Annotated in this window: 12 protein-coding genes; 7 read left to right on the forward strand and 5 right to left on the reverse strand. The window is 69.4% G+C overall.

Annotation, left to right across the window (positions count from 1 at the left end; translation table 11 throughout):
* Positions 1-34: 34 nt before the first annotated feature.
* Positions 35-1807 (reverse strand): NAD+ synthase, encoded by a 1773-nt coding sequence (locus tag ABD235_RS02445; protein WP_344168607.1) that lies wholly within the window; start codon positions 1805-1807, stop codon positions 35-37.
* Between the two features lie 138 nt (positions 1808-1945).
* Here ABD235_RS02445 and ABD235_RS02450 point away from each other — a divergent pair, with 138 nt between their 5' ends.
* Positions 1946-3106: a DUF418 domain-containing protein gene (locus ABD235_RS02450; protein WP_344168610.1), complete on the forward strand. Its 1161-nt coding sequence runs from the start codon at positions 1946-1948 to the stop codon at positions 3104-3106.
* Between the two features lie 45 nt (positions 3107-3151).
* Entirely contained in the window at positions 3152-3529 is a 378-nt protein-coding gene (locus tag ABD235_RS02455; protein ID WP_344168612.1) for a hypothetical protein, read from the forward strand.
* 39 nt (positions 3530-3568) lie between these two features.
* Here ABD235_RS02455 and ABD235_RS02460 read toward each other — a convergent pair whose 3' ends face one another.
* From ABD235_RS02460 to ABD235_RS02470, 3 genes are read right to left on the reverse strand one after another with little or no spacing between them, the layout of a single operon-like run.
* Complete coding sequence (locus tag ABD235_RS02460; protein WP_344168615.1) at positions 3569-5365, reverse strand: DUF2207 domain-containing protein; 1797 nt, start codon at positions 5363-5365, stop codon at positions 3569-3571.
* 41 nt (positions 5366-5406) lie between these two features.
* Positions 5407-5769, reverse strand: coding sequence for a nuclear transport factor 2 family protein (locus tag ABD235_RS02465; protein WP_344168617.1), 363 nt, complete (start codon positions 5767-5769; stop codon positions 5407-5409).
* Positions 5770-5781: 12 nt separating this feature from the next.
* Entirely contained in the window at positions 5782-6411 is a 630-nt protein-coding gene (locus ABD235_RS02470) for a hypothetical protein (RefSeq protein ID WP_344168620.1), read from the reverse strand.
* 79 nt (positions 6412-6490) lie between these two features.
* Here ABD235_RS02470 and ABD235_RS02475 point away from each other — a divergent pair, with 79 nt between their 5' ends.
* The gene (locus ABD235_RS02475) at positions 6491-6958 is read left to right on the forward strand and encodes a hypothetical protein (RefSeq protein ID WP_344168623.1); all 468 of its coding nucleotides are present in this window, start codon (positions 6491-6493) and stop codon (positions 6956-6958) included.
* A complete protein-coding gene (locus ABD235_RS02480; RefSeq protein WP_344168626.1) occupies positions 6958-7875 on the forward strand; it encodes an HTTM domain-containing protein in 918 nt (305 codons plus the stop codon). Before ABD235_RS02475 ends, ABD235_RS02480 begins: the two co-directional genes overlap by 1 nt.
* Here ABD235_RS02480 and ABD235_RS02485 read toward each other — a convergent pair.
* Positions 7801-8205 carry a hypothetical protein gene (locus ABD235_RS02485; protein WP_344168629.1) on the reverse strand — a complete coding sequence of 135 codons (405 nt, stop codon included), beginning with the start codon at positions 8203-8205 and terminating at the stop codon, positions 7801-7803. The two genes, ABD235_RS02480 and ABD235_RS02485, sit on opposite strands and share 75 nt — an antisense overlap.
* A 125-nt stretch (positions 8206-8330) precedes the next feature.
* Here ABD235_RS02485 and glnA point away from each other — a divergent pair, with 125 nt between their 5' ends.
* The 3 genes from glnA to ABD235_RS02500 all read left to right on the forward strand — a co-directional run bounded on the left by glnA (position 8331) and on the right by ABD235_RS02500 (position 14509).
* Complete coding sequence (gene glnA, locus ABD235_RS02490) at positions 8331-9671, forward strand: type I glutamate--ammonia ligase (RefSeq protein ID WP_344168632.1); 1341 nt, start codon at positions 8331-8333, stop codon at positions 9669-9671.
* Between the two features lie 120 nt (positions 9672-9791).
* Positions 9792-10871, forward strand: a complete 1080-nt coding sequence (locus ABD235_RS02495) for a HupE/UreJ family protein (protein ID WP_344168635.1) — start codon at positions 9792-9794, stop codon at positions 10869-10871.
* Positions 10868-14509: an outer membrane protein assembly factor BamB family protein gene (locus tag ABD235_RS02500; protein WP_344168638.1), complete on the forward strand. Its 3642-nt coding sequence runs from the start codon at positions 10868-10870 to the stop codon at positions 14507-14509. Before ABD235_RS02495 ends, ABD235_RS02500 begins: the two co-directional genes overlap by 4 nt.
* The last annotated feature ends 2 nt before the right edge of the window (positions 14510-14511 follow it).

Below are 14511 nucleotides of genomic sequence, written 5' to 3' on the forward strand. Positions count from 1 at the left end.
GCGTCGGAAGAAGGGCGGTTCCGCCACGATCCACTCAGTTGTCGGCAGCCTTTCTGGCGTCCTCACGCCACGCGTTCGTGATCGGGAGCCGCCGGTCGCGGCCGAACGCCTTGTGGGTGATCTTGGGACCCGGAGGATACTGCCTCCGCTTGTACTCCGCCTTGTCGACCAGCTGGACCACCTTGCTGACCAGTTCGGGCTCGAACCCGGCGGCCACCAGCTCGGCACTGCCGCGGTCCTGCTCGACGTAGTCGTCGAGCATGTCGTCGAGCAGGTCGTACGGCGGCAGCGAGTCGGTGTCGACCTGCCCGGGCCGCAGCTCGGCCGACGGTGGCTTGGCGATCGCGTTCTCCGGGATCGGCGGCTGCTGCCCCTTCGCGACGGCGTCGGCGTTGCGCCACTTGGCCAGCCGCCAGACCACCGTCTTCGGCACGTCCTTCAGCGGCGCGAACCCGCCGACGGAGTCGCCGTAGATCGTCGAGTACCCGACCGACAGCTCCGACTTGTTGCCGCAGGCAAGTACTAGGTGGCCGTCGGCGTTCGACAGCCCCATCCAGATCACCGCGCGGACCCGCGCCTGCAGGTTCTCCTCGGCCAGGCCGTTCAGCCCGAGCGTCTCCAGGAACGGCTGCACCATCGGCTGGATCGGGATCACCCGGTAGTTCAGCCCGGTCCGCGCGGCCAGCTCGGCGGCGTCGTCGCGGGAGTGGTCGCTGGAGTAGATGCTCGGGTTGGAGATGCCGAAGACGTTCTCCGGACCGACCGCGTCGCAGGCGATCGCGGCGACCAGCGAGGAGTCGATGCCGCCGGACAGCCCGAGCAGCACCGACTTGAAGCCGTTCTTGCGCACGTAGTCGCGCAGCCCGAGCACCACCGCGCCGTACATCTCGGCCTCGTCCGACAGCCGCGGCGCGATCGCCGGCTGCAGCGGCTCGTACGCCGGCAGCGGCTCCTCGTGCAGCACGGTGTGCACGATCTCGATGCCCTCGTGCTCGGCGACCGGGATCGCGGTCGCGGCCGGCAGGTCGAGGTCGACCAGCATCGAGCCCTGCTCGAACTGCGGGGCCCGGGCGAACACGTTGCCCTCGGCATCGGCGATCAGCGAGTCGCCGTCGAAGACCAGCTCGTCCTGGCCGCCGACCAGGTTCACGTACGCCAGCGCGCAGCCGGCCTCGCGGGCCCGGCGCGCGACCAGCTCGCCGCGGACGTCGTCCTTGTTCGCCTCGTACGGCGAGGAGTTGACCACCAGCAGCAGCCCCGCACCGGCCGCGCGGGTGACGGCGACCGGGCCGCCGTCCTGCCAGAGGTCCTCGCAGATCACCAGCGCGACGTCGATGCCGTGGATCCGGATCACCTGCAACGTGTTGCCGGGCACGAAGTGCCGGAACTCGTCGAAGACCCCGTAGTTGGGCAGGTGGTGCTTGACCGCGCTGGTGACGACGCGGCCCTGGTGGATCACCGCGGCCGAGTTCGTCGGCGAGCCCTTCGGCCGGCCGAGCCGGTCGACGCCCATCGCCGTACCGGCCGCGCGGTCGAGGTACCCGCAGACCACGACGACGTCGCCGAGGCCCTCGTCGGCCAGCCGTCGCGCGAGGGTCTGCACCTTGGACTGGGACGCGTCGACGAACGAGCCGCGCAGGGCCAGGTCCTCGACGGGGTAGCCGGTCAGGACCAGCTCGGGAAAGGCGACCACGTGCGCGCCGCGGTCGACCGCGCCGCGGGTCCAGGAGACGATCTTGTCCGCGTTCGCGTCGAGGTCGCCGACCGTCACGTCGAGCTGAGCGAGAGCAAGCCGGAGCTGAGGCACCTGTGCACCCTACTGGGTTCGCGGCGCCGGTCGAAGCGACTCCGCCGATCCAGGCCAGGACTTAACAAGTACGAAGGTTTGCGGGCGCGGATACTTTCCGCCGACGACTGTCCGGAGCACCGCGGATTCACTGGAAACGTGACCTCCACCGAGCAAGGACCGACCGCCGTCACCGACCGCGCGCTGGGCCCCGACCTGGCCCGCGGCTTCATGCTGCTGTTCATCGCCCTGGCCAACTCGCACTACTTCCTCCGCGGCCCCTCGGTGCTCGGCGGCTTCCCCCAGGACGGGTCGGCGGTCGACCGCGCCGTCACCTGGCTGATCGCCACGTTCGTCGACGGGCGGGCGTTCCCGATGTTCGGCCTGCTGTTCGGGTACGGCGTCGCGCAGATCGTTCGCCGGCAGACCGGGACCGTGTGGGCGACGCGGTTCCTGCTCTGGCGACGCAGCGCCGTGCTCGTGGTGCTCGGATTCCTGCACGCGATGCTGCTGTACGTCGGCGACATCCTGGCGGCGTACGGCGTGCTGCTGTTCCTCGGCGTCTGGGCGATCCGGTGGAAGGACCGCTGGCTGTTCGTCGTCGCTCTCTTCGTCCTGGCGCTGACCGCGCTGCCGGGCGACACGTCGCTGTCGATCAGCGCCGACGGGCCGGACGCCGCGATGCTGCCGCCGGATCTCTGGACGCAGTTCTCGCAGCGGATCCTGGTCAGCCCGGTGATCGCGTTGCTGGGTCCGATCGGGTTCCTGCCGCCGTTCCTGATCGGGCTGTGGGCCGGCCGTCGCCGGATCCTCGAGCGTCCGGCCGAGCACCTTCGGTTGCTCAGGGCCACGGCTGTCGCGGGCGTCACCATCGCCGTACTGGGGGCGCAGCCGGTCGCGCTGACGCTGGCGCGCGTGATCGACCGGCCATCGAGGGACACGTTCAACCTGATCGGGCCGCTGCACGACGCGAGCGGGACGATCGGCGGACTCGGGTACGCCGCGCTGATCGTGCTGATCGCGACGCGGGTCCGGCGCGGCCGGGTGACCGAGGCGATCGCGGCGACTGGGCAACGATCGCTGACCTGCTACCTGATGCAGTCGGTCGTCTGGGCGATCGTCTTCACGCCGTACCTGCTCGACCTGTCGGACACGTTGACCGTGGCGACGACAGCGCTGCTTGCGACGGCGACCTGGATGCTGACGGTTGTGCTGGCGGACCGGATGCGTCGGGCGGACTACCGCGGGCCGTTCGAGGTGCTGATTCGCAGGATCACGTACCGCACCGGCGTGTCGAGTCGTCCGGCGGTACGACGGTGACCGACGATCCGCAGACCACCCGGAACCACCTGCGCGGAGTACGACGTGAACCTCAGCCTTGCCGACCAGCCGACCCTGCCGGACCTGTCCGACGACGAACGGCACCTGCTCAACCTGGTCGCCACGCCCGCGGCGACGTTGCTCGGGCTGGTTGCCGACGTCCTGCGGACCCGGTTGTTCGGTGAGGACGCCGCGGGCTGGGTGGACCTGTGGCAGACGAATCCGTCGACCGCACGGGTCGAGTGGCAGGACGGCCCGGAGCTCGCCGAGGTGCTCGAGCACCTGCTGCCGCGGACGATCGAGGGCACCTTCGAAGGCGTGCCGGGGCTGCGGTCGGTGACGACGTCCGACGCGCAGGCTCAGCTGGTGTGGATCGGTACGACGAGCCCGGTGGCCTTGCACCTCACGCGTCTGGACGGCTGATCACCAGGCAGCGGACGCGCGTGACGGACGCCTTGCTGATCACCAGGAGCCGCCGCCCCCGCCTCCACCACCGCCGCCCGCGCCGGCACCGCCGCTGAAGCCCGAGCCGCTGCTGCCGGCGGAGTCCGCGCCGTACCGGTTGTCCGCCGCCCACCCGGTGCTCGTCCCGCCGACCAGGCCGGCGGCCGTGAACGCCGCGACGCCGCGCCGGAACCGGCCGATCCGGAACATCCCCACCGAGCTGAACACGCTGACCGGGTCGCCACCGGCGATCAGCTCCTCCCAGCGGTCGCCGCGGTCGAGGACCATGGCCCACGGCAACAACTCGGCGAGCTCGGGGTCGGAGAGGTCGTCGGCGCGGACCTGGGTCAGGTACCGCTGGAAGGACCGCAGTTCACCGACGAGCTCGCGCCCGGATCGCGTCAACCGGCCGCGGGTTGTCGCGCGGCGGACGACGTACAGGACGATGCCCGCGACCACGACCAGCGCGAGGACGAGGATGCCGTCGAGCGGACGGCCGGAGACCTCGGTGCTGATCGCGCTCGCGAGGAACGCGAGCAGCGCGAGGCCGAGCACGCTGAGGAAGATCGGCACGAACTGAAGCTTGCGCCGGACCAGCGGTGGCCTCCGGGACGGAAGCCGGGCGAACCAGCCCGACGTGGCGATCTCGGTCCGTAGGGCGCGGATCATGGCGGCCTGGGCGTCGAGTGGGCGCCGGCGGCGTTGCAGCAGGACGGTGGCACCGGGCTTGAGCGTGGGGAACAGGCCTCTGAGCAGCGCGAGGTGGTGGGGACGCCGGGTGGCGGCCGGGGTCACGAGGGTGACGACGGTGTCGCTCTCCTCCTCGGTGTCGAGCCGGACGGTCCCCAGCAGGGCGAGCTCGACGAGCGTGGCCTGGGTGGCTTCGGCGTCGACGTACCCGTGGGTGAGCAGGCGGGACTCGGCGACGCTGATCGCCGGGGGCGCGGTGACGGGTTCGCCGGTGGCTGCGCTGCGGTTCCAGCGGAAGAAGAGGACGACGGCGGCAGCCGCGACGATGATCAGCGCGAGCAGACCGCCCAGCAGCTTCAGCAGACCGGGGGAGGTCGGGCCGGCCGCGTCCTCGAGGATGGCCGTGTCCGCGGGGACCTGCCCGAGCTCGATCGCGGCGACGACGGTCAGCTGTTCACCCGGCGACAGCTTGCCTTGGGTGTACGTCGCTCGGCCGTCGGTGATCTTGGCCGTCGTACAGGGAGTGCTTGCGCCGGACTCGCCGGCGTAGCAAGCCGTTCGGGTGACGCCGCCGGGGACCTCGACGGTGACGGTGGTCTGCTGCAGGGGAGCGATCCAGCCTCGGCCGGTCGCGTTCCAGTACAGCTCGTCGTGATCGGGGAACGACCGGATCGCGCCGCGCAGCCGGTAGCTGACCACGTACGTCGCGGTGTCGCCGGTGACGGTCCGGTCCGGAGCGCCGATCCGCAGCCGGAGCGCCTTCGTCCGCGGGCTGCCGAGCTGGAGGTCCTCCTGCCGCACGCTGGTGTCGGCGCCGGTCGGACTGGTGACGTGCACGTCGGTCACGTCGTACCGGCGGTCCTGGTCGTCGCCGTTCGGCTCGCGGACCACGAGGTCGCGGTAGATCCCGTGCCGGCCGGAGGACTCACCGAAGCGGTAGACGATCGTCTCGGTGACCTGGACGACGCCGTCGCTGCCGACCTTGTAGTCGATCGTGAGGGAGTCGACCTGCTCGGTCGCGGGGCTGGGCGCCGCGAACACCTGCGGCGAGGGTGCCACGACCAGCGCGGCACTTGACGCGGCAACCACCACCAGGGCCCGGGCCCACCACCGTCGACGGCTCATGTCTCAGTAGATGCGGACCTCCGGCTCGCCGGTTCCCGTTGTCACGTGATCGTGTCGGGATCGATCTCCACCGTGTACGACGTGATCGAGGTGAGATGTCCCTGGGTGAACTCGTACAGGTCGCACGACGACACGAACGACGACTGCCACTTCGCGTCGACGTACCGGGCCACCGCGTGCACGGCGACCGAGTCGGCGTTCGCGATCGTCTTGAACCGCAGGAACTGCGTCGTCGACCGCGCCAGCCCCGCCAGGGCGTTCTCGCACGCCTGCACGACCTGCTGGTGCCCCTCGAGCTTCGCCGCCCCGACCAGCGTCCAGGTCACCTCCGGGTGCAGGAACGGGTACACCTCCGAGAAGCGGTGCCGCGAGAAGGCCTCCGCCACTTCCTGAATCGTCGCCATGGCGGGATCTTCTCAGAGCTTCCAGGTCCACGGCGCGTAGATGCTGACCCGTACGCCGGCCAGCAGCGGAGCGACGTACTTGGCCGAGCAGCCGTCGGCGTAGAAGTTGCGCGCCGCGACCACGTTGGCCCGCGTCAGACTGCCGCGCGCCACGTCGTACGTGGTGACGAGCTTGCGGGTCGGCCACGAGTCCTTGGTGAAGCTCCGCGCGAGGTAGTCCGTCGCCACCGGATCCCCGTGGCTGCCCAGCGCCTCCGCGGTCCGCGTCGCAGTCCTGGCGTCCAGGTAGTCACCGCGGACGGCGTTGGCAGGCATCCTCTCGATGACGTTCCGCTGCTCCTGCGGACTCCACTCCTCGTAGTCGCAGGCGAGGACGACCTGGGCGAAGCCGGTCGCGGGTGCTCTGAGAGAGGTGTCCGGCTCGGTCAGCCGGTGAACGGTCAGTTGCTGGTAGGCGCTCTTGGGGAGCGTTGGCCGGGACGGCAGCTTGGTCGGGACGACCGGTCGGGTCAGCTCCGGTGTCGGGGGAGGGGAGGGCAGGACGCTCGGGGTGGAGTCCGCGCTGCGAGTGGTGCCGGCTGGTTCGGTGCCGCAAGCGGTGGTGAGGAGGACGGCGGCTGCGAGCAGGACGGTGATGCGCATTGGACAACTCTGGCCGGTGGAGGGGTCGAGACGGGGCTGAGATGTCGGGGTTGCTGGGCCGAACCGGGGGTGGTGTGTAATGACGGACGTGACGACGGGTGATGGGCTGCGGCTGGGCCGGGTGGGGAAGACGGTCAGGGTCGTGGTGGCGGTGGTCGGCATCGTGCTGCTGGTGAACGGGTCGGTGCGGATGACGGACGACGTGTGGCCGTTCGGGCCGATGTCGCAGTACGCGATGACCGTGCCGGACGACGCGTCGATCACGTTCACCCGCATTCAGGCGGAGACCGATGCCGGGACCTCGGTGGACGTGCCGTTGAACATCGAGGGCGCCGGGGTGGCCCGGGCGGAGATCGAAGCCCGGACCGGCGAGATCGTGAAGGACCCCTCGTTGCTGCAGCAGGTGGCGGACGGGTGGGCGCGCAAGCACCCGGACCAGCCGAAGTACGTGAAGCTGGAGCTGATCCGGGACACCACGCAACTGGTGGACGGACGCGTCGACGGGCCGCCGAAGGCCGAGGTCATGGCCACCTGGCAGGTGAAGTGATGTCCAAGGTCGCCGACTGGTTCACGCCCAAGATCGCGCTGGCGCGGGTCGCCTGGTTGCGGACGGTCCTGTACCTGTTCGTCATCCTCGACATGCACGCGTTCGTCCGCGACACCCGGCTCAAGGGCGAGCACCCCGGGCTCTACCAGCCGCTCTTCCTGGCCCGCCTGTTCGACCTCCCGAAGCCCTCGGTCGCCAACACGACCACCCTGTACGTCGTACTGATCGTGTTCTGCCTGATCGCCGCGTCCAACCGGCTGCCGCGGCTCGCGGGCTGGGTGGTCGCGCCGGCGTTCACCTGGTGGGTCCTGATCGGGATGAGCGACGGCAAGGTCGACCACGACCACCTCGCGCTCGTCGTCGCACTCTGGGTCCTCCCGACCGTCGCTCCGAACAAGCACCGCAAGGGCTCGGTGTACGCCGACCAGACCACCTCCGAGGCGGCCGGCTGGGCGATCCGCTGCGTTCAGATCAGCGTGATCGCGACGTACTTCCTGTCCGCGGTCGCCAAGCTCCGCAGCGCGGGCTGGGCGCTGACCTGGCCGGGCAGCGCGATCCTGACCTGGGCGATCGTGCGCCGGCCGCACCCGGTCGGCGAGTGGCTCTTGCACCACCCGTGGATGCTGCACGTGATGCAGTGGGTCGGGATCATCGGCGAGTTCCTGTCGCCGCTCGTGCTCTGGCTGAAGGGCCGCTGGCAACTGTTCGGCGCGCTGTTCTTCATCGGCTTCCACGTCGCGAACACCGCGATCCTGCTGATCCACTTCCTGCCGACCGTGGTCTGCTGGCTCGCGTTCGCCCCGATGGAGCGGATCATCCCCTGGTTCCAGCGGCGCAGGGGCTCAGGTGGCGACGCCGGAGAGCCCGAAGACCAGGCCGAAGACAGCCGGCAGACCCAGCAGCAGCCCGGCGCGTAGCCGGAAGCGCCGGCCGCCCGGGCCCGGCGTGCGGACGACTCGCGAGAGCACCGCGCCGGCGTACCCGAAGACGAGCGCGGCGAGCAGGATCTGCTTGGTCGGGAGGAAGCCGTCCTCGTGGGTCAGGCCGAGCGTGACGAGCCCGGGGCAGCAGAACGCGAACATGCCGTACCCGAGCTCGGGGATCGGGAGCCAGCGCCGCCCGAGCACGTCCAGCTCGGCGGGCCGGCGGCGTTGCAGCGACCGGACGAACCGGCCGGTGCTGAGCAGCAGGTCGCTGATGCAGAGCAGGGCGGCCACGAACAGCGCGGCGTGGAAAATCGTCTGCACCGACGCAACCCTAGGCCCTGGGACAGACGATGTCCCGGCGGCCACGTAACGTCTGCTTAACACTGCCGGGGCACACTGTGTGAGGTCCGGTGCTCTGCAGTACGTCGAGAGAGGTGGAACCGCCGATGGACAAGCAGCAGGAGTTCGTGCTGCGCGCGCTGGAGGAGCGCGACGTACGGTTCGTGCGGCTCTGGTTCACCGACGTGCTGGGCTTCCTGAAGTCGGTGGCGGTCGCCCCGGCGGAGCTGGAGGGCGCGTTCGCCGAGGGGATCGGGTTCGACGGTTCCGCGATCGAGGGGTTCGCCCGGGTGACCGAGGCGGACATGCTGGCCAAGCCGGACCCGTCGACGTTCCAGATCCTGCCCTGGCGCGGCGAGACGATGGGTACCGCGCGGATGTTCTGCGACATCAACATGCCCGACGGCTCGGCCTCGTTCGCCGACCCGCGGCACGTGCTGAAGCGGACCCTGTCGAAGGCGGCCGACCTCGGCTTCACCTTCTACACCCACCCCGAGATCGAGTTCTACCTGTTCAAGTCGCTGACCGGCGCCCCGGGCACCTATCCCGAGCCGGTCGACTCCTCGGGCTACTTCGACCACACCCCGCAGGGCATCGGCAACGACTTCCGCCGCGAGGCGATCACGATGCTGGAGTCGATGGGCATCTCGGTCGAGTTCAGCCACCACGAGGGCGGCCCGGGCCAGCAGGAGATCGACCTGCGGTACGCCGACGCGCTGTCCACCGCGGACAACATCATGACGTTCCGCGTGGTCGTCAAGGAGGTCGCGCTCAGCCAGGGCATCTACGCCTCGTTCATGCCCAAGCCGCTGAGCGACCAGCCCGGCTCGGGCATGCACACCCACATGTCGCTGTTCGAGGGCGACCGGAACGCGTTCTTCGAGGGCGGCGCGCAGTACCAGCTGTCCAAGACCGGGCGCGCGTTCATCGCCGGCCTGCTGCACCACGCGGCGGAGATCACCGCGGTCACCAACCAGTGGGTGAACTCGTACAAGCGGCTCGCCGTCGGTGACGAGGCGCCGTCGTTCATCTCGTGGGGTCACAACAACCGCAGCGCGCTGGTCCGGGTGCCGATGTACAAGCCGCACAAGGGCCAGTCGAGCCGGGTCGAGTTCCGCTCGCTCGACTCCGCCGCGAACCCGTACCTGGCCTTCGCGCTGATGCTGGCCGCGGGCCTCAAGGGCATCGAGGAGGGCTACGAGTTGCCGCGCGAGGTCGAGGACGACATCTGGTCCCTGACCGACCGCGAGCGCCGCGCGCTCGGCATCAAGCCGCTGCCGAACAGCCTGGCCGAGGCGATCCACGCGATGGAGGACAGCGAGCTGGTCGCCGAGACGCTGGGCGAGCACGTCTTCGACTTCTTCCTGCGCAACAAGCGGGTCGAGTGGCAGGACTACCGCAAGCAGGTCACGCCGTTCGAGCTGAACAAGCTGCTGCCGGTGCTGTAAACAACGCGCTGACCTTGACACGCAGTGAGAACGGTGACACTGCGTGTCAGTTTCAGATGATGTTGTTCTGTTGGTAAATAGTTTCCTGACCGGTCATCAACGTCGCGTGGGATTCAGCCCATGCGTCGTCTGCTGACCTTCTTCGGGCTGCTTGCTGCCCTGGCTCTGGCCGGGACCACGGCCGCGTCCGCCCACGTGATCGCGTCCACCGGCTATGCCACCGTCACGCAGGACGGCAGCCAGGTGAACTTCCAGCTCAGCCTCGAGTACGCCGTCCTGGCGCGCGCCGTCGACCTCGGCGAACCGGCGACCGACGACGGTCAGCGCGCCAAGGCCCTCGACGCCGCCAAGCCGGCGTTGGAGACCTACCTGCACGACCGCGTGATCGTCTCCCTCGACGGCGCCGCCTGCGAGCCGGAGCTGGCCACCACGTCCGTCGGCAGCCGCGCCAGTACGCCGTACGCCGAACTTGGCCTGACCTACGCCTGCGCCGGCGACCAGGGCACGTTTCGCCTGCAGTACAAGGTGTTCGGGGACAACGAGGCGGTCGCCGACGACCACACCAACCTGGTCGAGTACCACTTCGGCGACGACTCCGGGCGGACCGTCTTCGATCGCAGCCACCACGACTTCACCGTCGGCGACTCGACGGTCGCCTCGTCCAGCCTGCAGTTCGGCAGGATGGGCGTCGAGCACATCCTGCTCGGCCTCGACCACGTGCTCTTCGTGGTCGCCCTGATCCTCGGCGCGCAGAGCCTCAAGAACCTGCTCCAGGTCACCTCGATGTTCACCGTCGCGCACAGCGTCACGCTGGTCACCACGCTGCTGGGCGGGATCACCGTGCCCGCGATCGTCGTCGAGCCGCTGATCGCGCTGTCGATCGCCTTCGTCGCGGTCGAGAACTTGCTCGGCTCCACCCGCCACCGGCTCCCGGTGGTCTTCGGTTTCGGTCTTCTGCACGGGCTCGGCTTCGCCGGTTCGCTGCGGATCACCGATCAGGTCAGCCCGGAACTGCTCGTCTCGCTGCTGAGCTTCAACGTCGGCATCGAGACCGGCCAGGCGTTGCTGCTGCTGGCCGTGTTCCCGCTGGTCCTGCTGATCCGCCGGAGCCGGCTGTCGGTTCCGGTTGTCCGCTCGGCGACCGGGGTCGTCGCCGCCTTCGGCACCTTCTGGTTCGTAGAAAGGTTCTTCCTCGCATGATCGGCCTGACTCGCACGTCGAGCGATCGTCCTCCCGCCACGCGCTGGCACAAAGCCCTGTACGGCGTCACCGGCGGCCTCGCCGCGCTGGTGATCGGCGTACCGCTGACCGGTGTCATCGCCGACGCGGTCGACGCGCCGGCCGCCACCATCTCCGGCACGGTCTTCGAGGACCGTGACAACGACAACCGCCAGGACACCAACGAGACCCCGTTGGCCGGCGTGACCGTCTCGGACGGTCAGCAGCTCGTCGTGACGGACCGGAAGGGGCACTACTCCTTCTCGTCCGACGTCGAGCGCCGCGACGTCGACATCGTCTTCGTCACCCAGCCGTCGGGCTACTCGGTGGGCACCGACGACACCATGACCCCCAAGTTCTTCCGCAACCTCGGCCAGTTGGCGGCCGGTGACACGCGGGAGGTGAACTTCGGGCTGCGCAAGGACAAGAAGTCGGCCGACGGTGGGTTCACCTTCGGCAACGTGGCCGACCCGCACGTGAACGCGCAGCTGCCCGAGCAGATCAGCGAGATCAACTCGACCCGGCAGAACCTCGCGTTCATCCAGGTCAGCGGTGACCTGACCAACAACGCGACCGACGCGGAGTTCGAGTTCTACAAGGCCTCGACGGCGAAGTCGAAGGTGCCGGTCTGGCCGGCCGTGGGCAACCACGAGTACGCCGCCGGCTCGACGTACGCGGCGCGGATCAACAACTACCGCAAGCACGTCGGCCCGGAGTGGTACTCCTTCGACTACAGTGACCGGCACTTCCTGGTGCTGGAGAACAACGGCGCCGCGCCGTTCGCCGAGCAGCTGGAGTGGGTGAAGGCCGACCTGGCCCAGAACGTCAAGCGGGGCAAGCATCTGGTCGTGCTGACCCACCAGCCGATGAACGTGCCGTTCGGTTCGCCGTCGGTGTACGACGAGTTCGGCAAGGTGCTCGAGCAGTACCAGGCCGAGCTGATCCTGGTCGGGCACGAGCACAGCAACGACGTCGAGCCGAACAGCCAGTTCGCCAGGACCGCGAAGCACATCCAGACCGTCTCGTCGTCGTACACGATCGACAACTCGCCCCGCGGGTTCCGGTTCGTGAACATGGACAACAAGACCTTCGACAACCCGTTCCGGATCTACGGCGCGGAGAAGGACCTGACGATCGTGTCGCCGGCGCCGGGCACCTCGGTCCCGCTGGACAAGTTCCCCGGCATCCAGGTGAACGCCTACGACACCACCGACGCGCCGGTGAAGGTCCGCTACCGCCTGGACAACGGCAACTGGAAGCGGCTCGACCCGACCGGTGAGTTCACCTGGTACGCCGAGCTGCCGGGTAACGCGAAGGTCGGCAAGCACACCCTCGAGGTGGAGGCGACCGACAAGTCCAAGGCGACCTGGAAGGGCACCTCGAAGTTCACGCTGACCAACGAGAAGGCGATCAAGCCGGTCGCCGGGGCGGACTGGAACCAGCACCACGGCGACGCGTCGCACAGCGGTGTCGCCGCGGACTCCATCGCGGCCGGCCAGCGGCTGGCGTGGTCGTACCGGACCAAGGGCACGTTCCTGACCGGTTCGCCGGCCATCGTCGACGGCGTCGTGTACGCCGGGACGCGGGACGAGAACGGCGAGGGCAACAGCGAGGTGCACGCCGTGAACCTCGCCACCGGCAAGAAGCTGTGGAGCTACGACGTCCCGTCGTCGGTGCACGGCAGCGTCGCGGTCTCCGACGGGCTCGTCTACGTCCCGACCCTGCGCGGCACGCTCTTCGCGGTGGACGCCAGGACCGGCAAGCTGAAGTGGCGCAACGACCCCGAGGCGGCGCCGGAGGGCAGCAACCAGCGCACCTACGGGTACTACGGCGTGACGGTTGCCGACGGCAAGGTGCTGTTCCCGTTCCAGACCCGGTTCGGTGAGGCGGCGGCAGGCATCCTGCTCGCCCTCGACGCCAAGACCGGGCGGCGGATCTGGGGTTCGCCGATGGCCGGCAACACGATGAGCGACGGCACTCCCGCGGTCGCCGACGGTCGCGTGTACGTCGGGAACCAGGACGGCAGCATCGTGATCGCGTACGACCTGAAGACCGGCCAGAAGCTGTGGACCGGTACCGACACGCTCGGCGGCTGGCAGGACGGCGTACCGACCGCTGGTGGCGGCAAGGTGTTCATCGGGTCGAACAACGGCATCGTCGCGCGCGACGGCGCGACCGGCACGGTGCTCTGGAGCTACACCAGCACGCACCCGTCGCTGGTCAGCAGCGGCGCGACGCCGTCCGCGGCCGCGCTGAGCGGCAACACCGTCTACATGTCCTTCCCGAGCGGTGCGGTGACAGCGCTCAACGCCACCACCGGCGCCGTGATCTGGGACCAGCTGCTGCCGGGTTCGCAGTACCGCGGTGGATCGTTCACCTCACCGGCGCTGTCGGGCACCACCCTCTTCGTCGGCGCGAACAGTGGTGGGTTCTACGCCCTGGACGCGCGGACGGGTCAGCCGCTGTGGTCGCAGAACATCGGCACCTGGGTGTCGGCGGGCCCGGCGGTCAGTGGCAACACCGTGGTCGCGGGGGCCTTCGACGGCAACCTGTACGCCTTCACCCCGGGCGGTACGACGGCCGCGCCGTGGCCGGTCGTGTCCGGCAAGGTGACGCTGAAGGCCGACGGTACGCCGCTCGCCAACACGGCGGTCAGCGTGGTCAAGGACGGTACGGCGATCGGCCGGACCACGACGGATGCCGCTGGCAACTACCGCGTCGGGCTGCCGGGCGGCGCCGGCTCGTACACCCTCCAGGTGGCGCAGCTCGGCTTCGCGACGGCGGCGCGCGAGCTCACGGTCGGCGCCGGCGGGGCCGACGGCATCGACCTGCAGGTCAGCCCGGTGAACGTCGACGCGAGCATCGGCAAGCGGCTGCCGAGCGGCCTGGTCGAGGGTGGACCGGGTGACGTGGTGATCGAGAACAAGTTGCTCGCGATGGCGGTGGCCAAGGTCTACAACGACCCGCAGCTGAGCCCGTCGACCACGGGCAAGGTGCTCGACCTCGCGCTGACCGGGCAGCCGGACCAGCTCGACTGGATCAACCTGCCGTACGTCAGCATGGCCGAACCGGTCGGCGGCAACGCCTGGCAGCAGCTGCAGGTGCGCTCGACCGAGGTGAAAATCGTCCAGAACGATGGACAGAAGGCCGTCGTTCGGGTCGAGGGCGCGTCCGCCGAGCACCCTCAGCTCAAGGTGGTCACCACCTTCACGGCAACGCCCGACGAGTCGTTCGTCACCGCCGACACCACCTTCACCAACGGCACAGGAGCGGTGCTGTCAGTGTGGGCCGGGGACGCGATCGACCACGACGGCGCCGGCTCACGCTCGGCCGTCGCGGGCTTCCCGGTCGTCACCAGCGGCGGGCCGTTCAGCCAGGTGCCGACTGGGAAGCGGTGGATCGGGCAGAGCGGAACGACGCCGGACAACGAGACCTACGGCCTCGTCTACAGCGCGGCCAGCGGCGCGTTCACCGGCTACTCGCAGAGCAACTTCACGATGAGCAAGTTCAAGCTGGACCTGCCGGCCGGTGGTGAGCACACGATCAGCCGCCGCATCGTGGTCGCCTCCAACGGAGGCGCCGCCGACAAGTTCGGCGTACTGGACCAGTTCGCCTACTGAGT

It is taken from the genome of Kribbella lupini (assembly GCF_039529595.1).
Taxonomy (GTDB): Bacteria; Actinomycetota; Actinomycetes; order Propionibacteriales; family Kribbellaceae; genus Kribbella; species Kribbella lupini.